This window comes from Ruegeria sp. I1, assembly GCF_056532675.1.
In genome coordinates this window covers 486963-505908 of the sequence record NZ_JBQFNM010000001.1, presented here as the reverse complement: position 1 = coordinate 505908, position 18946 = coordinate 486963, and the positions used below count along the sequence as shown (strand labels likewise).

At 57.9% G+C, this 18946-nt stretch carries 20 protein-coding genes, 1 tRNA gene and 1 pseudogene; 12 read left to right on the top strand and 10 right to left on the bottom strand.

The features are described from left to right. Positions 1–47: 47 nt before the first annotated feature. Positions 48–124 (top strand) — tRNA-Pro (locus tag ACR0DH_RS02565). A gap of 61 nt (positions 125–185) precedes the next feature. Then, positions 186–1265 (top strand): 2'-deoxycytidine 5'-triphosphate deaminase, encoded by a 1080-nt coding sequence (locus ACR0DH_RS02560; protein WP_480546920.1) that lies wholly within the window; start codon positions 186–188, stop codon positions 1263–1265. Positions 1266–1268: 3 nt separating this feature from the next. On the opposite strand, the gene ACR0DH_RS02555 is transcribed toward ACR0DH_RS02560, so the two are convergent. The 6 genes from ACR0DH_RS02555 to argS form a co-directional block, all read right to left on the bottom strand. Continuing rightward, positions 1269–1496, bottom strand: a complete 228-nt coding sequence (locus ACR0DH_RS02555; protein WP_480542578.1) for a hypothetical protein — start codon at positions 1494–1496, stop codon at positions 1269–1271. A 64-nt stretch (positions 1497–1560) separates the two neighbouring features. Next, on the bottom strand, positions 1561–2211 hold the full coding sequence (gene scpB / locus ACR0DH_RS02550; RefSeq protein WP_480546918.1) for an SMC-Scp complex subunit ScpB: 651 nt from the start codon (positions 2209–2211) through the stop codon (positions 1561–1563). Continuing rightward, on the bottom strand, positions 2204–2998 hold the full coding sequence (locus ACR0DH_RS02545) for a segregation and condensation protein A (protein ID WP_480546916.1): 795 nt from the start codon (positions 2996–2998) through the stop codon (positions 2204–2206). The genes scpB and ACR0DH_RS02545 overlap by 8 nt, the downstream gene beginning before the upstream one ends. Continuing rightward, on the bottom strand, positions 2988–3995 hold the full coding sequence (gene nagZ / locus ACR0DH_RS02540; RefSeq protein WP_480546914.1) for a beta-N-acetylhexosaminidase: 1008 nt from the start codon (positions 3993–3995) through the stop codon (positions 2988–2990). Before nagZ ends, ACR0DH_RS02545 begins: the two co-directional genes overlap by 11 nt. Next, on the bottom strand, positions 3992–5023 hold the full coding sequence (locus ACR0DH_RS02535) for an SPOR domain-containing protein (RefSeq protein WP_480546912.1): 1032 nt from the start codon (positions 5021–5023) through the stop codon (positions 3992–3994). The genes nagZ and ACR0DH_RS02535 overlap by 4 nt, the downstream gene beginning before the upstream one ends. Positions 5024–5109: 86 nt before the next feature. Further along, the gene (gene argS / locus ACR0DH_RS02530; RefSeq protein ID WP_480546910.1) at positions 5110–6855 is read right to left on the bottom strand and encodes an arginine--tRNA ligase; all 1746 of its coding nucleotides are present in this window, start codon (positions 6853–6855) and stop codon (positions 5110–5112) included. Positions 6856–6988: 133 nt separating this feature from the next. On the opposite strand from argS, the gene ACR0DH_RS02525 reads away from it, so the two are divergent. Further along, positions 6989–7540, top strand: a complete 552-nt coding sequence (locus ACR0DH_RS02525) for a putative pterin-binding protein (RefSeq protein WP_480546908.1) — start codon at positions 6989–6991, stop codon at positions 7538–7540. Here ACR0DH_RS02525 and ACR0DH_RS02520 read toward each other — a convergent pair whose 3' ends face one another. After that, a complete protein-coding gene (locus ACR0DH_RS02520) occupies positions 7541–8683 on the bottom strand; it encodes a deoxyguanosinetriphosphate triphosphohydrolase (protein ID WP_480546906.1) in 1143 nt (380 codons plus the stop codon). Between the two features lie 76 nt (positions 8684–8759). Here ACR0DH_RS02520 and ACR0DH_RS02515 point away from each other — a divergent pair, with 76 nt between their 5' ends. Then, the gene (locus ACR0DH_RS02515) at positions 8760–9083 is read left to right on the top strand and encodes a HesB/IscA family protein (protein WP_170530516.1); all 324 of its coding nucleotides are present in this window, start codon (positions 8760–8762) and stop codon (positions 9081–9083) included. Between the two features lie 206 nt (positions 9084–9289). Further along, the gene (gene xth, locus ACR0DH_RS02510) at positions 9290–10069 is read left to right on the top strand and encodes an exodeoxyribonuclease III (RefSeq protein WP_480546904.1); all 780 of its coding nucleotides are present in this window, start codon (positions 9290–9292) and stop codon (positions 10067–10069) included. Between the two features lie 4 nt (positions 10070–10073). Here xth and ACR0DH_RS02505 read toward each other — a convergent pair whose 3' ends face one another. Beyond that, positions 10074–11225 (bottom strand): FAD-dependent monooxygenase, encoded by a 1152-nt coding sequence (locus ACR0DH_RS02505; protein WP_480546902.1) that lies wholly within the window; start codon positions 11223–11225, stop codon positions 10074–10076. A 70-nt stretch (positions 11226–11295) separates the two neighbouring features. Beyond that, positions 11296–11718, bottom strand: coding sequence for an RNA polymerase-binding protein DksA (gene dksA / locus ACR0DH_RS02500; RefSeq protein ID WP_170450050.1), 423 nt, complete (start codon positions 11716–11718; stop codon positions 11296–11298). 378 nt (positions 11719–12096) lie between these two features. On the opposite strand from dksA, the gene ACR0DH_RS02495 reads away from it, so the two are divergent. The 5 genes from ACR0DH_RS02495 (at position 12097) to ACR0DH_RS02475 (ending at position 16220) form a co-directional block, all read left to right on the top strand. Beyond that, positions 12097–12942, top strand: a complete 846-nt coding sequence (locus ACR0DH_RS02495; RefSeq protein WP_480497664.1) for an AAA family ATPase — start codon at positions 12097–12099, stop codon at positions 12940–12942. 158 nt (positions 12943–13100) lie between these two features. Next, on the top strand, positions 13101–13490 hold the full coding sequence (locus ACR0DH_RS02490; RefSeq protein ID WP_480547300.1) for an N-acetyltransferase family protein: 390 nt from the start codon (positions 13101–13103) through the stop codon (positions 13488–13490). Continuing rightward, positions 13490–14854, top strand: a complete 1365-nt coding sequence (locus tag ACR0DH_RS02485) for a DUF2927 domain-containing protein (protein ID WP_480547298.1) — start codon at positions 13490–13492, stop codon at positions 14852–14854. The genes ACR0DH_RS02490 and ACR0DH_RS02485 overlap by 1 nt, the downstream gene beginning before the upstream one ends. 7 nt (positions 14855–14861) lie before the next feature. Then, complete coding sequence (locus tag ACR0DH_RS02480) at positions 14862–15032, top strand: hypothetical protein (protein WP_480546899.1); 171 nt, start codon at positions 14862–14864, stop codon at positions 15030–15032. 3 nt (positions 15033–15035) lie between these two features. Further along, positions 15036–16220, top strand: a complete 1185-nt coding sequence (locus ACR0DH_RS02475) for a vWA domain-containing protein (RefSeq protein WP_480546897.1) — start codon at positions 15036–15038, stop codon at positions 16218–16220. Between the two features lie 86 nt (positions 16221–16306). On the opposite strand, the gene ACR0DH_RS02470 is transcribed toward ACR0DH_RS02475, so the two are convergent. Beyond that, complete coding sequence (locus tag ACR0DH_RS02470) at positions 16307–17437, bottom strand: tetratricopeptide repeat protein (RefSeq protein ID WP_480546895.1); 1131 nt, start codon at positions 17435–17437, stop codon at positions 16307–16309. 420 nt (positions 17438–17857) lie between these two features. Between ACR0DH_RS02470 and ACR0DH_RS02465 the strand changes: the two are divergent. Then, positions 17858–18022: pseudogene (locus ACR0DH_RS02465) on the top strand (VWA domain-containing protein); the annotation flags it as partial. A 164-nt stretch (positions 18023–18186) separates the two neighbouring features. Then, the gene (locus tag ACR0DH_RS02460) at positions 18187–18900 is read left to right on the top strand and encodes an FkbM family methyltransferase (protein ID WP_480546893.1); all 714 of its coding nucleotides are present in this window, start codon (positions 18187–18189) and stop codon (positions 18898–18900) included. The last annotated feature ends 46 nt before the right edge of the window (positions 18901–18946 follow it).

Here is an 18946-nt window from a genome sequence, read left to right as displayed (position 1 = left end):
TTTTCCTCTTGCCCCTGCCGGGAATTTCTTTATGAACACTCCAACGTCGGGCTATGGCGCAGCCTGGTAGCGCGTCCGTCTGGGGGACGGAAGGTCGCAGGTTCGAGTCCTGCTAGCCCGACCATATCACACCGACGTTTGTGGCACATTGGCCAGATCCCGCTCTGGCATCAGGGGGGATCGGAATGACAGGTGTATGCCCAAACCAGCAGATCGAGGCGATGATCGCGCGCGGTGAGATCACTGCCACACCGGATGTCGTCCCTGCTCAGGTGCAGCCGGCCAGCCTTGATCTACGTTTGGGAACAGTGGCTTACCGGGTTCGCGCATCCTTTTTAGCTGGTGAAACCCGATCCGTCGCTGACCGTCTGACCGAGTTCGAGATGCATCGGATCGACATCACCAACGGGGCCGTTCTGGAAAAAGGCTGCGTCTATCTGGTGCCGCTGATGGAATCACTGGACCTGCCCGGCCATACCAGCGCCGTGGCCAATGCCAAAAGCTCGACCGGGCGGCTGGACCTGCTAACCCGCACCATCACCGATGGCGGGACCGAGTTTGACCGTATTCCGGCAGGTTATACCGGGCCTCTTTATGCCGAGATTTGCCCTCGTTCCTTCTCGGTCCTGGTCCGCCCAGGCATGCGTCTGAACCAGATCCGATTTCGTCACGGTCAGGCGGTTCTAACCGACGCCGAACTGAACGATCTGCATGCTGAATCGCCGCTGGTCGATGGCTCTGCTGTCATCCAAGATGGGCTGGGTTTCTCGGTTGATCTGCAACTGCCGGATACTGATCTGGTCGGCTATCGTGCCAAGCCGCATACGGGCGTTATCGATCTGGACCGGATCGGCGAATACGACCCGCAGGAATACTGGGAAGAGGTGCGCACAAAGGATGGCCGCATCATTCTGGATCCCGGTGCCTTTTACATCCTTGTCAGCCGCGAAGCGGTGCATATCCCACCAATGTACGCCGCCGAGATGGCCCCTTATCTGGCCATGGTCGGAGAGTTCCGTGTGCACTATGCAGGCTTCTTCGATCCCGGTTTCGGCCATGCCGAGGCTGGCGGTGCCGGATCACGCGGTGTGCTTGAGGTTCGCTGCCACGAGGCGCCCTTCGTGCTGGAACATGGGCAGGTCGTCGGTCGATTAGTCTATGAGAAAATGACTGAGATGCCCACACAGCTATACGGCGCTGGCATCGCATCGAATTATCAGGGACAAGGCCTGAAACTGTCCAAGCATTTCAAGGCGATAAGCTAGACTTCAGAACTTCATGAACCGGCGCATCTGGCGCGTTACCCGATGTGCTTGCCTTAGGTTCTTCGCGTGACGCGGCGCACTGGCATTCTTCGGCGCGCCCGTATTCGAGGGTGCCTGATCCGGGTTCCCGCCACGACGACTGGCCATATCGATGCCCTTGTCGATTCCTTTGTTCACTAGGCGCCGCATGACCTGTCGCACGATCATGTCGATGATCCGATTGGCGTTCATTGCTCAACTCCGTTTCTTCTGCCTCAAGATAGCGTTCATCTGCGGCAACAAAAGGGCCGCTTGATCAATCTTCCTCGAACAGTTCGGTTTGATCCTCGTCTTCTGCCTCGTCCTGCCCCTCGCCCAGTGGCATTGCACTCGGTGGTGGGCGGTTTTCGAGCAGCCCGGCGGCGCGCAATTCCTTGAGGCCTGGAAGATCACGGGCGTTTTCCAACCCGAAATGGTCCAGAAACTCTGGGGTCACCACAAAGGTCACCGGACGGCCCGGCGTCATGCGCCTGCGACCCAATCGAATCCACTCCATCTCTAGCAGTTGATCAATCGTCCCGCGCGATACGGAAACCCCGCGAATCTCTTCGATCTCGGCCCGAGTGCAGGGCTGGTGATAGGCCACGATGGCCAGCGTCTCAATCGCAGCGCGGCTCAGCTTGCGGGTTTCAACCGTTTCCTTCTGCATCAAAAATCCGAGGTCGGGAGCGGTGCGGATCGCCCAGGCCTCACCCACCTTGACCACGCGCACGCCGCGCCCTTCGTACCGTTTCTGAAGCAGTTCAACCGCCTGCGCCGCATCGCTGCCATGCGGCATCCGCGCTTCGAGATCGGCAACCGTCACTGGCGCGGCGCTGGCAAACAGCACTGCTTCGACCATGCGTTCCTGCTCGGCCAGCGGGGGCGCTTCAAACAGGGTACCGGTCTCTTCGGGTGTGTCAGTCACGTGTTTCGGTCCTCTTGCGCAATTGGATCGGAGCAAAGGTCTCGCTTTGCTTCATTTCCATGTGTCCTTCTTTCACCAATTCCAGCGAGGCCGCAAAGGTCGCCGCTGTGGCCGAGCGGCGGCGAACTGGATCAGCCTCCCACCCCTCCGGCAGGTAGGTCTCCATATCGGTCCAAGCCCCGGCGAACCCGATCAGCGGGCGCATCCGTTCCAATGCTTGTTCCATGGTAAACACGGCATCACGGTCCATTACAAAGGGCCGGAACTCGTCCCGTGTGCGGATACGGGCATAACCCTGCATCAGGTCCAGCAGCGTCGCGGAATAGGTCACCGTGCGGATGCGGGTGACGTCCTCGCTCTGCCCGCGCTTGAAGAAATCACGCCCCAATTGGTCTCGTGCCATCAGACGTGCAGCAGCATCTCGCATGGCTTGCAAGCGTTCCAACTGGAACGCCAGATGCGCGGCCAGTTCCTCGCCCGAAGGGCCTTCGTCATCCGGGTCCGGTGGCAGCAACAAGCGGGATTTCAGAAAGGCCAGCCAAGCGGCCATGACCAGATAATCCGCCGCAAGTTCGATCCGTAGCGCGCGGGCCTTTTCCACGAAGGCAAGATATTGCTGCGCCAATGCCAGAACCGAGATTTTCCGCAGATCCACCTTTTGAGTGCGCGAGAGGGTCAGCAGCACGTCCAACGGGCCTTCGAACCCGTCGACATCAACGATCAACGCCTCGGCTGCCAGTCGATCGGCGACCGAGACCGGGTCTTCGCTGAAAAGGTTATCGTTCATATACCTGCCCGCCCATTAGGGCAGATAGTTCCGCTTCGGTGGCCTCGATGTCAAGTTCCTGCGGGGGTTTGCGCATCGCCAATGCCCGATCGGCACGGGCCTGAGCAAGATCGGTCATCTGGCCGGCGGCCTTAAGCACCTCGGCGCGTTCCATCAAGCTGGCATTGCAGTGCAGAACCACGTCGCACCCGGCCTCTATCGCCTGACGCGACAGCTCAGCCGCCGAGCCGCTCAGCGCCTTCATCGAGATATCGTCGGTCATGATCAGACCATCAAAACCAATAACGTCTCGGATCACCGTCATCATTTCGGGCGAGATGGTCGCCGGGAGCGGGTCAATCTGCCCGAACACCAGATGCGCGGTCATGCCCATCGGCAGATCGTTCAACGCGCGAAACGGTGCGAAATCAGTCTCTTTCAGCTCCTCCAAAGGCAGATCGACCAGAGGCAATTCAAAATGAGTGTCCAGCGTTGCACGTCCGTGACCCGGCATGTGTTTAACCACGGGCAGAACACCGCCATCCAGATGCGCCTGCGCCACGGCACGTCCGATCTTGCCGATGGTGTCCGCATCTTCGCCGTAACACCGGTTGCGCAGAAACGCATGAGTCTCAGCCCGGGCCAGATCCAATGTGGGTGCGCAGTTGCTATCGATCCCGAGCTCGAACAGCTCATGTGCGATCAGGCGATAGCGCAAATACATGGCCCGATCAGCCTGTTCTCCGGCCCGCTCTGCATGATCCAGCGGAGGCATCCACTCGCGGGCCAGAGGCGCGCGCAGGCGCTGAACGCGCCCGCCTTCCTGATCTATGGTGATCAGACAATTACGTCCGACCGCCTCGCGGAAATCATCGCATAAAGCCCGGACCTGATCGGCGCTGTCGATGTTACGGGTAAACAGGATGAACCCAAACGGGTTCATCTCGCGGAACAGGGCCCGTTCGTCGTCGGTTAGCCGCAGTCCCTCAGCATCGGTGATCGCAGCGCCAAATGTCACCGGACGGCGACCGGGATGCAGTCAGCACCTTGTGCAACGAGTGCGGCACAGAACTGACGAGAATCGCTCAGATCCTCGAACCCCAGAACGCGCAGCCGATAGAAGGTGCGTCCTCCGCTTGAGGTTTTCTGGATAACACGCTGTTTTCCATCCATATACTCACCAAATTGGCCGCTCAGACGCTCCCATTCGGCTTTTGCCACATCCGGGCTTTCAAAGGCGCCCAACTGGGCCAGACGGGTTCCTTTGCTCAGCGTATCGGGGTCGATATCCAGGCCAACAGCCGCCTTCACAGCCGCATTGATCGACGCCTCGGAGGTATCGACAGCAGGCGCGCGACGCGCCGGGCGCGTATGCGGGCGCAATGACCGGCGCACACCGGGCAGTTCCGCAATCGCCGGGTCCGGCAGTGCAGCGGCCAGATCGGCCGGGTCGATGGCGGGTTCTTCCTCGGGCGCGGCAAGGGATGCAACCTGCACACCCGGTGCGGCCTCTTGATCGGCACGGGCCGCCTCGCCTGCCAGTTCCGCCACCAGAGCATCAACCGCGTTTTGCCGTAGCGCTGCAGCCTCTTGGTTCGAGATCGGTTCTTCCACCACGTGAAGTGCCGGAGTGGGCTTCAATTCGCCTGCCGGTAGGTCTTCGTCCGTCAACGAGACTGGACGCGGTGCAAGGATCAGGCGATCCGCAGGGGCCGCAGCCGTACCTTCGGCAGCCACGGCGTTCACCGCAAGCCCCTGATGATCGGCAGGTCGTCCGCCTGGATTTTCAGGCTGGATACGCATCGGACCTTCAGCGGCCCGCACGACCGGTACACCGCTGACATCGCGCATCACCAGCTTGTAGCTCCAGACACCAACACCGGCGACCAAGGCCAATGAAGCCACCGCCCCCAGAACATTCACCATCCGCGCGAGGCCGAAGGCGCCACGTGGTTCATCCTCGAGATAGACATCCTGAGCCTGTGATTGATTCGGATAATGCATATGCTCGGGGTCGTGATGCCCCGAGTAATCGTAACTCGCCATGTTGCCTCACCGCCCGATTGCGCCTGAAATCAAAGCGCGCGGGTCATTTCTTGTCTGCCTCAGACCGGCGGTTCGGGCGGTATTGATTACCGCATCTCCTGCGCCGGAGTAACGCCAAGAATACCCAAGCCCGCTGAAATCACAACAGAAACGGCACGGGCCAGTGCGATTTTCGACTGGCTTGTGGCAACATCGCCATCCTGAATGAAGCGCAGTTGGGTTTCTTCGTTGCCCTTGTTCCACAACGCGTGGAAATCCCCAGCTAATTCATAGAGATAGAAGGCAACCCGGTGCGGCTCATTGGTCCGCGCAGCAATCTCGATCAGCCGTGGCCATTCCGCCAGTTTCTTGGCGACGGTCAGCTCGGAGGCGTGATCGTTTTTGCTAAGATCCGCGTTCGACAGCGCCGCATCATCAGCAGCAATCTCGGCCTCGGCGGCGCGACGCAGCACGCTCATGACTCGGGCATGCGCGTATTGCACGTAGAACACCGGGTTCTCGCGGCTCTGCTCCAGCACCTTGTCGAAATCGAAATCCAGAGGCGCGTCGTTCTTGCGGGTCAGCATCACGAACCGGGTCACATCCGGTCCGACCTGATCGACCACATCGCGCAGGGTTACAAAGTTCCCGGCCCGTTTGGACATCTTGAACGGCTCGCCATTTTTCCACAGCTTCACCAGCTGGGTCAGCTTGATATCCAGGGGCACTTTACCGTCAGACAGTGCCGAGACGGCTGCTTTCATCCGCTTGACATAGCCACCGTGGTCCGCACCAAACACGTCGATCAGCGCGTCAAAACCACGGCTGACCTTGTCGTAGTGATAGGCGATATCCGGGGCGAAATAGGTCCAGGCGCCATCCGATTTCTTGACCGGGCGATCGACGTCATCGCCATGCTCGGTCGATTTGAACAGGGTCTGCTCGCGCGGCTCCCAATCCTCGGGCTTTTTGCCTTTGGGCGGCTCCAGCACGCCTTCATAGATCAGACCCTTGTCGGTAAGCGACTGCAGTGCGGCCTCGATCCGGCCTGTGCCATAGAGCGATTTCTCCGAGAAGAACACGTCCATCTCGACGCCCAGCGCCTTCAGGTCAGCGCGGATCAGGTCCATCATCGCGTCGGTCGAAAACTCGCGCAGATCTTCCAGCCATTCGCTCTCGGGCTTGTCGATCAGGCTGTCGCCGTATTTCTCTTTCAGCGCCTCACCGATCGGGATCAGATAGTCACCGGGATAGAGCCCCTCAGCAATTTCGGGGCTCAGACCATTGGCTTCGCGGTAGCGTTCGTAGGCCGAGCGCGCTAAGACATCCACCTGCGCGCCACCATCGTTGATATAGTACTCACGCGTCACGTCATGACCTGAATAGGCCAGCAGGCTCGCCAGAGCATCCCCGAACACCGCGCCCCGCGTATGGCCCACATGCAGCGGGCCGGTCGGGTTGGCGGAGACATATTCCACGTTGACCTTCTGCCCCTGCCCCATGCTCGAGCGACCATAGTCAGTGCCCATCTCCAACACGCGCGCAAGCACACCCTGCCAGACACTCGCAGCCAGACGCAGGTTTAGGAACCCTGGCCCCGCAACTTCGGCGCTGGTGATCCGGTCATCGGCGGCCAGCTTGACCGCCAAAGCATCCGCAATGTCACGCGGCTTCATCTTCGCCGGTTTCGCCAGCACCATCGCCGCATTGGTCGCCATATCGCCATGCGCGGCATCGCGCGGCGGCTCGACCGCCACGTTGTCAAAGCTCAGCCCTTCGGGCAGCGCGCCTTCGGACTGCATCTGCGCCAGCGCGTCCAGTACCAGGGCGCGGATCTCGGAAAACAGGTTCATTACGGATGTCCTTTTGCTTGCCGGGCGGTTTACCACGCAAGGCGTGAACGTCAATGGATCGCACAAGTTTGCGCTTGGCTTCAATCCATAGCCCGCTAGTCTCGATAGGGCCTGATCAACCGGAGACTACCTTATGCGCCTTGCCTTGCCCCTTGCCCTGCTGCTGACAACCTCGCTGCCTGCGGTGGCTGAGATGCCCAGCCCCACCGGTCACGTCCTACTGACACTTGGTGGCGCGGTGACCGAAACCAATCTGCCACCCCGTGGCGAGAATGACGGCGGTCTACTCGGCTTTCTCGATGTTCAGCACGACGGCGCCGCCGGGTTCGACGCAGTGACACTGGACAGCATGAAGCAGGTCGAGATCACTATCCCCTATGGCCCCGAAGGCAATCAGAGAGAGATCGCTTTTTCCGGACCTCTTTTGGCGGATGTCATGACATTAGCAGGCGCCGTCGGCAAGACCGCAAAACCCATGGCTATGGACGGCTATCAGGCAGAGATTCCGTGGGACAGCATCACCACACATCAACCCATCTTGGCCACTCATGCTGACGGGTCCCCAATGGGGATCGGCGGCTATGGCCCGACAATGATCGTGTTCCCTCCGACAGATGATGAAGATCTCGCGCAAGAACAAGCCGGGCAACAGGTCTGGGCGCTGGCTTACATCGAAGTTGAATAATCAACGCCCGGTCAGCCGGGCGTGATCTTGCAGCGCGAACCGATCCGTCATCCCGGCGATGTAATCTGAAACGATCCGGGCCAGAGCTGTTTCATCCTGCGCAGCCTCGATATCCCCATGCCAGCGCAAAGGCATCTGCTTGGGATCGTTGAGATAAATGGGGAACAGATCCTCCACGACCGCGCTGACCTCGGCCCGAACCTGCATCACGCTGGAGGCGCGGTACATGCGCGCAAACAGGAAGGCGCGGATCTCTTTCAGTTGCGCCCAGAGCGCAGTCGAGAACTGGACAACCGGATGGCCGAGATGGCGGATATCTTCAACCATTTGTGCCCCGGACTTGGCGATCAGGTCCCGCGAGGTGTCGATCACATCCGAGACCATCACCCCAAACACCCGCCGCAATGCCTCGTGCCTGCGGCGATACGGGTCCAGACCCGGATATTTGCGATCCACCTCAGCATAGCAATCCCCCACGATGGGCAGTTGCTGAATGTCCTCATCCTTGAAGAGATCAGCTCGTAAGCCATCCAGAAGATCATGATTGTTATAGGCGATGTCGTCTGACAACGCGGCGACCTGTGCTTCGGCACTGGCATGAGTGTGCAGTTCCAGATCGAAACCGGCATTGCATTCTGCTAAGGCCCAGGGCAGCTCTCCAACAACCGGCCCGTTATGTTTGGCAATGCCTTCCAGACATTCCCAAGTCAGATTACAGCCATCAAACTCAGCATAGTGCCGCTCCAGCCGTGTGACGATCCGAATGGCCTGCGCGTTGTGGTCAAAACCGCCATAAGGCTGCATCAACGCATGCAAAGCGTCTTCGCCGGTATGCCCAAACGGTGTATGGCCCAGGTCATGGGCCAGCGCCACCGCCTCGGTCAGTTCCGGGTTTAGACCAAGCGCACCGGCAATCGTACGCGCCACCTGGGCGACTTCGATGGAATGCGTCAACCGGGTGCGATAGCTATCGCCTTCGTGTTCAACAAAGACCTGCGTCTTGTGTTTCAGCCGCCGAAAGGCGCTGGCATGAATAATCCTGTCCCGATCACGCTGAAAGCATGATCGGAAACTGCTTTCTTCCTCTGGCACAAGCCGCCCCCTGGCGCGGCCTGGATCCGAGGCAAAACCCGCTCTGTCCAAAGGTCTTGTCCTTGTCGCCCGTCCTTTGGTTGCATATATTGCAGCGCGAGAAGGAAATAAACCTTTGGAGTCTGGCATGAATCTGCCCCCAACAGTGACTGAACGCGCCTTTGAGCGCCTCGCCGAAATCGGCGCGGCGGATCAGGGGCAAGCATTGCGCGTCGCAGTGGAAGGCGGCGGATGTTCCGGTTTTCAATACGAAATTGCGCTGGACCAACCCAAAGAGGACGATCTGGTGCTGGAAGGCAAAGGGCAAAAGGTGATCGTAGACTCGATCTCTCTGCCGTTTTTGGAAAACGCTGTCATCGATTTCACCCAGGAACTGATTGGCGCGCGGTTTGTGATCGAAAACCCAAACGCAACCTCCTCTTGCGGATGCGGCACATCATTTTCGATGTAACTTAACATATGGGGGCTCTGCCCCCGCCGCGGCAAGCCGCGCCTCCCCCGAGGTATTTTCAAACAGAAGAAGTATGAGAAACCGCCCACCTTCTTCTGTTCCCAAATACCTCGGAGCGCGAGGCAGAGCCTCGCAACCCTACCCTCCATCTTGCCGTTGGGCCGGTTCTGCGCGATAGGTTGCCCTGAGGCATCGGAGGACCGCGTATGAAAATCGCCACGTTCAACATCAACGGCATCAAAGCGCGGGCCGAGGCCCTGCCCCGCTGGCTGGATGACGCGCAGCCCGATGTGGTTCTGTTGCAGGAAATCAAATCCGTCGATGAGAACTTCCCGCGCGAGATGTTTGAAGACCGGGGGTACAACGTCGAAACCCATGGCCAAAAAAGCTTTAATGGCGTTGCCATTCTGTCCAAGCCACCGCTCGAGGACGTCTCGCGCGGCTTGCCTGGCGATGAAGAAGACGAACAGGCGCGATGGATCGAGGCCACTGTTGTCGGCAAGCAGGCGATCCGGATTTGTGGGCTCTACCTGCCGAATGGAAATCCGGTGCCGGGGCCTAAATACGACTATAAGCTGGCCTGGATGGAGCGTCTCTATGCGCGCGCCAAAGACCTTATGGCAAGCGAGGAGCCCGCATTGATGGCGGGCGACTACAATATCATCCCGCAGGACGAGGACGCCAAACGCCCCGACGCGTGGCGCGAGGATGCGCTGTTTCGTCCAGAAAGCCGCGCGGCGTTTCGCAAAATTCTAAATCTTGGATTTACCGAAGCCTTTCGCGCCCGCACGCAAGGTCCCGGGCATTATTCATTTTGGGATTATCAGGCCGGTGCTTGGAATCGAAATGACGGCATCCGGATCGATCATTTCCTGCTCACCCCGCAAGCGGCTGATCTAATGCGCGATTGCCAGATCGACACCGATATACGCGGGCAGGAAAAACCATCAGATCATGTTCCCGTCTGGGTGGATCTGGACATTTGACCGCTCAGGTCGTCACATCGTGGCTGTAAACCCATTCATATCGGCGTGACAGATGCAGGCCGATCACTGAAAGCGCTAGCTGCGCAGTGATCCTTTTGGGGCCTTTAAGGTGAAAGTTGCGGGCATTTGCAGCTGCAGCCGCAACGACGCGCTCAGCGCGCGGCAGACGCGCCGCCTCATAGGCCGCCAGAGCGCTGCTCATCTCTGAATGATCGTCAAAGCACCGGGCCAAAACCCATGCGTCTTCAAGCGCCAAGCACGCCCCTTGCGCCATGAAGGGCAGTGTTGGATGCGCGGCATCGCCCAACAGAGCCATGCGGCCGTCCTGCCATGTGCGTGCAACCGGTCGCAGGTAAAGCGCCCAAAGATGTGCCTCTGTCACGTCGGCGAGTATGTCGCGCACCGGCCCTCCAAAATCCGCGAAACGGGCGCGCAGATCATCTGGATCGCCTTGCCTGCGCCAACCTTCTTCTTGCCAGTCTGATCGCTCTTCGATCGCAACAATATTCATCAAGCTCTGGTCGCGCAGCGGATACGTCACCACATGGCGGCCTGGGCCCATCGTGAGTGTGGCGCGCGGTTGGGCCTCGGCCCCCTTCCATGGAACTGTCGCGCGCCAAGCAATCTGATGAGTGAATACGGGTGTCTCTGGCCCGTTCAAGCTGGGCCGGAGCGTACTGTGCCCGCCATCGGCGGCGATGACGCAATCGGCGCGCAGATGCGCGCCGCTTTCAAATACAAGTTCGACCTCTGTCGGGTTTTTGCGCAACTCAACGACACATGAGCCCAAACGGATATCGACCCCGGCGGTTTGGACAGCTTGAAGTAGCAGCCCCAAAAGATCGGCGCGATGATAGTAAAAGGTTGGCCCGGCCTTCGGACCCGGCAAACGGCTGATCACTCGACCCTTGCGGTAGTCGCGAAGCACGGTTCCGTAGGACCTTTGGCCCAATGCCGGTGTATCGGACACGACACCCAATGCGCGCAGTACACACATCCCGTTTGGGCTGATCTGCAAACCCGCACCCACCTCAGATAGGGCGGCGGCCTGCTCAAATACGGTTACCCGCGCCCCGCGTTGCTGCAAGGCAAGCGCGGCGGCCAGACCACCTATGCCACCGCCCACAACGCAGAATGTCAGCCCGTCGAGTTTCATCCCTAGGGCTTAACGCAAAAACGCCGAGGCGACAGGCCCCGGCGTTCCGATTTTTTGCGATTTTCAGCGATCAATCGTCGCGGTGAACCTTCTCGCGGCGCTCGTGACGCTCTTGCGCTTCCAGTGTCATGGTTGCGATGGGTCGCGCATCCAGACGCTTCAACGAGATCGGATCACCGGTCTTTTCGCAATACCCATACTCACCCTCGTCGATACGGCGCAGGGCCGAGTCTATCTTGGCGACCAGCTTGCGCTGGCGATCCCGTGTGCGCAGTTCCAGCGCGCGGTCGGTCTCCTCGCTTGCGCGATCAGCGACATCGGGAATGTTTCGGGTATTGTCCTGCAGCCCTTCGATCGTGTCGCGGCTGCCTGCAAGTAACTCTGTCTTCCAATCCAGCAGCTTGCGTCGAAAATACTCAAGCTGACGATCATTCATGAAAGGCTCATCTTCGGCCGGGCGGTAATCATCCGGCAGAAAAACTTCCTGCTTCATATCTGCTCCCTCGGTATGGCCAGAAACGTCGGTCGCGGTTGTATCACCTGACATTTGGCACCCCCTTCTGCGCAGCGTTTATCCGACGGGCACGGGATTGTCACTACACAAACTTAGGTCAGGCGCGCCCAACGCTTGACTGGTCTAAATGTGATACTTGAAACGGAAAAAACGCGTTTTTCGGTGAACTTCTGTGGGTGATTTTGTGGCAGTTCACAATCAGTGAAGCAGAAATATCGCCGCGAATCGCGTTAGGCGATGGCGTTTGCACGGCAAATTGCGGTTGAGTCGACGCAGCGACCCGGGTTGTCAAAATCACTGGCTCTCTGTAACCGGGATTGCACCACGCGCAGCCGCGCGCAAGAGCTTGAGGGGCCCATGACTGCACGTTTCCAAGGCACAGCCGAATATGTTGCCACCGACGACCTGACCATCGCTGTAAACGCGGCCGTGACGCTGGAACGCCCCTTGCTGGTCAAAGGTGAACCCGGCACCGGCAAGACCGAGCTGGCCAAACAGGTTGCAGGTGCTTTGGGCCTGACGATGATCGAGTGGAATGTGAAATCCACCACCCGCGCACAGCAGGGCCTGTACGAATATGACGCCGTCAGCCGACTGCGCGACAGTCAGTTGGGCGATGAGCGTGTGCATGATGTGTCGAACTATATCCGCAAGGGCAAGCTTTGGCAGGCCTTTGACGCCGATGAAAAGGTCGTGCTGCTGATCGATGAGATCGACAAGGCCGATATCGAGTTTCCCAACGACCTTTTGCAGGAACTCGATAAGATGGAGTTCCACGTCTACGAAACCGGTGAAACGATCCGGGCCAAGCATCGCCCGATCGTCATCATCACGTCGAACAACGAAAAGGAACTGCCCGACGCCTTCCTGCGCCGCTGTTTCTTTCACTATATCCGCTTCCCGGACGAGGCGACGATGCGCCGGATCGTCGAAGTGCATCATCCCGGGATCAAAGATGCCTTGCTGACCACGGCCCTGACCCAATTCTACGAAATCCGCGAGACTCAAGGCTTGAAAAAGAAACCTTCAACCTCTGAGGTTTTGGATTGGCTGAAATTGCTGTTGGCCGAGGATCTGACACCTGAGGATCTGAAGCGCGACGGGGCAAATGCGTTGCCCAAGCTTCATGGGGCGTTGCTGAAGAACGAGCAGGACGTTCATCTGTTCGAGCGGCTGGCCTTTATGGCACGCAGCAAACGTTAGCCTGCTGTTGAATAGGTTGTGAACGCGGCTTGCCTTGGGGCGGGTCGGATGTCAGCATCGGGCAACCGGGGCTCAGTTTATCAATAGGGACGTATCGCTTGGCCAATGCAGCAGAAATTCGCCCCTTGCGGGCCGCGGACAAGGATCAATGGGCCGAGATGTGGCAGGCCTATCTGGACTTCTATGAAACGACTCTGCCTGCTGAGATTTATGAATCGACTTTTGCACGGTTGCTTGGGGACGATCCGCAGGATTTTTCCTGTTTCGTTGCCGAACAGGACGGCGTGTTGGTTGGGTTAACGCACTATCTGTTTCACCGCCATGCCTGGAAAGTGGAGCGGGTCTGCTACCTGCAAGACCTCTATGCCCGCCCCGAGGCGCGCGGGACCGGTGTAGGGCGCGCATTGATCCAGGCGGTGTATGACGAGGCCGACCGGCAGGGTGCGCCAACGGTCTATTGGTTGACGCAGGATCATAACCAGACAGCACGCCAGCTCTATGACCGGATCGGCACGCTGACGCCCTTTATCAAGTACAACCGCTCATGATGCGATGGGGCGCCCTTGCCGCGGTATGCCTGCTCTCGGCCTGCGCATCGGTCGAGCGGATTGAACTGCCGGGCAATGTGACAACCATTGAACAGGCCTTGCCCCCGGTCAACAGCTTTACGACGTCTCGGCCGACCCCTCCGGCCAGGTCCAACACGAACATAGCAGCAGATTTCCTAGATCTGCACTTTGCCCTGGAAAGTGGCACACAGCTGCCCGTTTTCACCCGATTTGAAACCCCGGTCACGGTGCGGCTGACGGGCAAACCCACCCCCAGCATGCAGAGCGATCTCGCCCGATTGCTGACCCGATTGCGGCGCGAAGCGGGGATCGATATCCGGCAAGTTTCCGAAGGTCAGGCCAATATCACCATCGAGGCCGTCAGTCAGCGCGACATTCACCGTATCTTGCCGAATGCTGCGTGCTTTGTGGTGCCTAATTCCTCCAGCCTGGAAGAATACCGCCGGGATCGTCGCAAGGCAAAAAGCAGCTGGACCGAACTGCGACAACGGGAACGCCTGGGCATATTCATTCCCTACGATGTCAGCCCACAAGAAATGCGCGATTGCCTGCATGAGGAGCTGGCGCAGGCGCTGGGGCCGCTGAACGACCTGTATCACCTGCCCGATTCCGTGTTCAACGACGATAACATCCATACAGTCCTGACCGGCTTTGACATGTTGATCCTGCGGACGGCCTATGCGCCCGAGTTGAAAACAGGCATGACGCGCGAACAGGTTGAAGCCGCCCTTCCCGCAGTGCTGAGCCGCCTGAACCCGCGTGGAGACAGGTTGCCAGCTCAACCCTTCACGACAACACCTCGCGCGTGGATTGACGCGATCAACAAAACGCTTGGCCCCGGCCCCGGATCACCCCGACAATTCCGCTTTGCGCAGAAGGCCGCAGAGATTGGCCAGCAACAGGGTTGGACCGACCACCGCCGTGCCTATCCGCACTATCTGATGGGGCGCATGATCCAGTTCCGCGATCCCGCAGCAGCCCTCCAGCAATATCAGATCGCCCTACAATTCCTGAATGCAACGCCGGGAACCGAGGTACATCGCGCCCATGTCACAGCACAAACCGCGTCTTTCGCGCTGGCTCAGGATCAAGGCCCTAACGTGTTGCCTGATCTGGATAAGGCCATAGATGTAATGACGCGAGCCGAAAACGCTTCGCTTTTGGCGACGCTCCTCTTGTTGAAATCCGAAGCGCTAATGCAGGCCGGGCAGGTTCAGCAGGCACGTGCCGTCAGACTGGACAGTCTGGGGTGGGCGCGATACGGGTTTGGCGCAGATGTGGTGGTGAAATCCCTGGCAGAAAGCCGCGCGACCAGATCAGCCGGTAACAATATAGGCGGATGACAAATATATGCTGGTAGTTCTGGGAATGGCTGTTTTGGGTGCGTTACTTGGCGCTTGGAACGCGCGCAAACGCAACGGGAACGGCGCCGATATCGCTCAGTATGCAGCTGTTTACGGCATTGCCTTTGCCTTGCTGGGACTTGTGATTTCGCTGATCCTGGTCCGACTGGTGATCTGACCGATGTTCCTGCCCTTTTATGAGAACCTTCGTAAGGCTGGCATACCCGTTTCTCTGCGGGAGTATCTGACCTTTCTGGAGGGGATGAAAAAGGGTCTGGCCACCTATGATGTCGAGGCGTTCTACTACCTCGCCCGTGTGTCGATGGTGAAGGATGAGCGCAATATCGACAAGTTCGACCGTGCCTTTGCCGCCAGTTTCGAAGGGTTGGGTGAGATCAGCTTTGATCAGGTTCTGGAGGCGGTCGACATTCCCGCCGACTGGCTTGAGAAAATGGCCGAAAAGCACCTGTCTGAGGAGGAAAAGGCCGAGATCAAAGCGCTTGGCGGGTTCGACAAGCTGATGGAGAGTCTGCGCGAGCGTCTGAAGGAACAACAAGGCCGTCATCAGGGAGGCAATAAGTGGATCGGCACCGCCGGAACCTCTCCGTTTGGGGCCTACGGTTACAACCCCGAAGGGGTGCGGATCGGCCAAAAGGAAAGCCGCCATCAGCGCGCAGTCAAGGTCTGGGACAAGCGTGAATTCAAGAACTTGGACGACACAGTTGAACTGGGTACGCGCAACATCAAGGTCGCCCTGAAACGCCTGCGCCGCTGGGCGCGCGAGGGCGCTGCCGAAGAACTTGATCTCGACGGCACGATCCGCGCCACGGCGGAACATGGCTATCTGGACGTCAAGACCCGGCCCGAACGTCACAACGCGGTCAAGGTTCTGCTGTTTCTGGACGTTGGCGGGTCAATGGACCCACATATCAAAGTGGTCGAGGAACTGTTTTCCGCTGCGCGGACCGAGTTCAAGCATCTGGAGTACTACTACTTCCACAATTGCCTCTATGAGGGCGTGTGGCGCGACAATCGCCGCCGCTGGGACCAGCAGACGCCCACACATGAGGTACTGCGGACCTACGGCCCCGACTACAAATGCATCTTCGTCGGCGACGCCTCGATGAGCCCTTACGAGATCGCCTATCCTGGCGGGGCCAATGAGCATTGGAATCAAGAGGCGGGTCAGGTTTGGTTGCAACGCGCACGCGAAAAATGGGCGTCAAACCTGTGGATCAACCCGGTGCCCGAGAAATACTGGGAATATACCCATTCCATCGGCATGATCCGCGAGATTTTCGAGGATCGAATGGTGCCGATGACTTTATCCGGCCTAGAACAAGGCATGCGCGAGTTGACGCGGTAGGCCGCAAGATTTGCTTCGAGACTAAAGCCATCTTCACTGGCATGCATTACGATAGAACGACATTTCTTAGCCGGTGTTTTTTGTGTTCAGTCAAGGCACTCAGGGTCTGACGCGCATTTTGACAGCCCATCCAGCAACGCATCACCGATTTCACCATCTGGCCCGCCCGCATAGTGACCGGCGGATTGAAGGCGAAGCTGCCAGAGCGAAATGTCTTCTGAACTTGCGCTTTCCAAACCTCTGTGCCATGCGGCAAGCGCAGCTTGCGGGTCCCCAAGACGATGGTGAGAAAAGCCGAGTTTCGTGTATTGACGATCAATCACCTCGTCCGAGATTTCATTGCCCTCTTCCCGTTTCGATGCAACTTCAAAGAAATCATTAAGTGAGCTGATTGCCGCTTCGTCGTCCCCGAGATCAAAATAGACATCTGCTTTCCCGGCATGTGCAAAAGCATTGTCCGGCAGATTCGCAAGAACCGTGTCGAATTCGGCAAGCGCGCGCTCCGGCTCATCAAGATCTGCAAAGCTTCGAGCCAGCAGTGTACCAAAAGAAGGCCCAGCAATCTCGCGAGCAGCGGGTGTACTCAGCCTTTCGCTCCTTGCTATTGCTTCGTCAGTTTCCCGTACAAACCGCTCTGCAGTACGGAGCGCGAAGTCGTATTCCGGTTTGATTGCCAAAGCACGTTCAATCGCCGTCTCAGATTCTGCGTATCGACCAAGTCGCAGCAGGACATCACCAAGGACGGCCCATGCAACGTGGTCATTTGGGTATAGAGCCAAAACATGATTCAGGTCGACTTCTGCGTGATACGGCAGTTCAAGATGCTGGTAGTATAGCCAGGCGCGATCCAGTCGCACTAGAGCGTAGTTGGTGTCGAGCAAAACGGTTCTGGAGTATGCCTCAAGCGCCGCATCATAATCCTCAAGCTTATCCAGAATTCGCCCTTCGCGATGCTGATTTAACACTGAGTTCGGAACGGACGCGAGAACAAACCTCGTATCTGCCAACGCTTCCGAATACCGCTTCATTTCATAGTATGTGCTCGCCCGACTGCTGTGGCCAAAATCAGATGCCGGGTCAACCTCCAGAAGATGATTGAACAACGACAAGGCTTTATCATACTCATCCCTTTTCAAGTAGATCAGACCCAGATTGTGTAGAGGCGCTGTCCAATCTGGCGTGATTTCAAGAGCTGCAAGATAGTCGACCTCGGCCAAACCGGGATCTTGTTTTGCCAGAAACAGAGCGCGGTGAAACAGGGCCTGCGATCGAGTGTGTTCTGGAATATCGTCATAGGACAGAAGCGATGTGCAACCAGCGATGCGCTGCGCATCGGATTTGCCTTTCGAGAAGCATTTCTTGGCTTGCGCTTCAACGCCAAAAGGCGCGGAAACCACTAGAACAACGGCGGCCAGAGCGATACCGACAGCGGCCAGTCGAATTTTGTTCATGAGAGACTTTCAAAATATCGGATGCGGTAGAATAACCTTTTAGAGTTACATACATTCTCAGTATCGCGCGTCAATCACGAGAGGCAACCTGCGTTACTTCATGCGTCCCTAAACAAGGGACCTTGCAGTGCCTAACAATCAGAGCAGCCGTTTGTTGCCTCCGTAGCCTTCTCTTTTCAGGAGTGCAAAACACACCAACAATGGGCGTCAAACCTGTGGATCAACCCGGTGCCCGAGAAATACTGGGAATACACCCATTCCATCGGCATGATCCGCGAGATTTTCGAGGATCGAATGGTGCCGATGACCTTGTCCGGCCTGGAACAGGGCATGCGGGAACTGACTCGGTAGGAGATGCTCCTTGAGGTCATCGCGCTGATGGTTCGAGGGCTAAAGGCCGTTGATCTTTAAGGTTTTACAACCCGGCCACTCCGACTAATGTGCATTCGGAAAAGTGGAACTTACGCCTGCGTTTCTGGGCGTTCGATACTCCAAACCAGATCTGAGGTTTATTGATGTCAGAAGAGTTCTTTGAAGACGATGGCTCGGTGTCTTATCGCGGGGTCTGGATTCAAAAGGCGCCCGGATTGTTCACACGTCGAATTTTGAAATCTATGAGGTTGGGGCGGTACGAAACCGCAGAATTGCGTCATGCCGAGCGGTGCATCGAACAAGGCGAGCGTGTTCTGGATATCGGGGCTGGAGTTGGTTTCTTGTCGACCAAGATCGCGCAGATCGAAAAGGTGGATAAAGTTGTATCAGTCGAAGCAAACCCCGCATTGATTGACGTAATACGCACGACGTTTGAAGGAAACGGGGTTTCCCTTAAGGCCGAGTGTCTTCATGGCATTCTGGGTCAATCCTCAGATGGCGACACAGTCGATTTCTATATTAGAAAGAACTTCTGGGCGTCGTCGCTGAATGGTGACGAACGCGCCTTCATTGACAAAGTCGAAGTACCGATTTTGGATTTCGATGCGTTAATTGCAAGGTTTGCCCCGACGATGATCATTTGCGACATCGAAGGTGGTGAGTTGGAGCTTTTCCAGAAATGTCACCTCCGCTCTGTACCTCGCCTTGTGATTGAAGTTCATCCGGGAATTTACGGTCAAACCGGACTGGCCAAGGTGTTTCAGGCCGTGATGGATCAGGGGTTTGTTCTGGATATCCGTGCTCCACGTGCCGGTGATGTACTCACATTTCTGAACATGGATCACTTGGCGGAGTGAGACCGAGGGATCCGGGTGATGGGCCTGTGTATCTGTTTCTCGGGCA

What these genes read in the sequence shown, in the direction of transcription:
- ACR0DH_RS02560 (WP_480546920.1), top strand. Translation starts at nt 186, where the DNA reads ATGACAGGTGTATGCCCAAACCAGCAGATCGAGGCGATGATCGCGCGC.
- ACR0DH_RS02555 (WP_480542578.1), bottom strand. Translation starts at nt 1,496, where the DNA reads ATGAACGCCAATCGGATCATCGACATGATCGTGCGACAGGTCATGCGG.
- ACR0DH_RS02545 (WP_480546916.1), bottom strand. Translation starts at nt 2,998, where the DNA reads ATGAACGATAACCTTTTCAGCGAAGACCCGGTCTCGGTCGCCGATCGA.
- ACR0DH_RS02535 (WP_480546912.1), bottom strand. Translation starts at nt 5,023, where the DNA reads ATGGCGAGTTACGATTACTCGGGGCATCACGACCCCGAGCATATGCAT.
- argS (WP_480546910.1), bottom strand. Translation starts at nt 6,855, where the DNA reads ATGAACCTGTTTTCCGAGATCCGCGCCCTGGTACTGGACGCGCTGGCG.
- ACR0DH_RS02525 (WP_480546908.1), top strand. Translation starts at nt 6,989, where the DNA reads ATGCGCCTTGCCTTGCCCCTTGCCCTGCTGCTGACAACCTCGCTGCCT.
- ACR0DH_RS02515 (WP_170530516.1), top strand. Translation starts at nt 8,760, where the DNA reads ATGAATCTGCCCCCAACAGTGACTGAACGCGCCTTTGAGCGCCTCGCC.
- xth (WP_480546904.1), top strand. Translation starts at nt 9,290, where the DNA reads ATGAAAATCGCCACGTTCAACATCAACGGCATCAAAGCGCGGGCCGAG.
- ACR0DH_RS02505 (WP_480546902.1), bottom strand. Translation starts at nt 11,225, where the DNA reads ATGAAACTCGACGGGCTGACATTCTGCGTTGTGGGCGGTGGCATAGGT.
- dksA (WP_170450050.1), bottom strand. Translation starts at nt 11,718, where the DNA reads ATGAAGCAGGAAGTTTTTCTGCCGGATGATTACCGCCCGGCCGAAGAT.
- ACR0DH_RS02495 (WP_480497664.1), top strand. Translation starts at nt 12,097, where the DNA reads ATGACTGCACGTTTCCAAGGCACAGCCGAATATGTTGCCACCGACGAC.
- ACR0DH_RS02490 (WP_480547300.1), top strand. Translation starts at nt 13,101, where the DNA reads ATGTGGCAGGCCTATCTGGACTTCTATGAAACGACTCTGCCTGCTGAG.
- ACR0DH_RS02485 (WP_480547298.1), top strand. Translation starts at nt 13,490, where the DNA reads ATGCGATGGGGCGCCCTTGCCGCGGTATGCCTGCTCTCGGCCTGCGCA.
- ACR0DH_RS02480 (WP_480546899.1), top strand. Translation starts at nt 14,862, where the DNA reads ATGCTGGTAGTTCTGGGAATGGCTGTTTTGGGTGCGTTACTTGGCGCT.
- ACR0DH_RS02475 (WP_480546897.1), top strand. Translation starts at nt 15,036, where the DNA reads ATGTTCCTGCCCTTTTATGAGAACCTTCGTAAGGCTGGCATACCCGTT.
- ACR0DH_RS02460 (WP_480546893.1), top strand. Translation starts at nt 18,187, where the DNA reads ATGTCAGAAGAGTTCTTTGAAGACGATGGCTCGGTGTCTTATCGCGGG.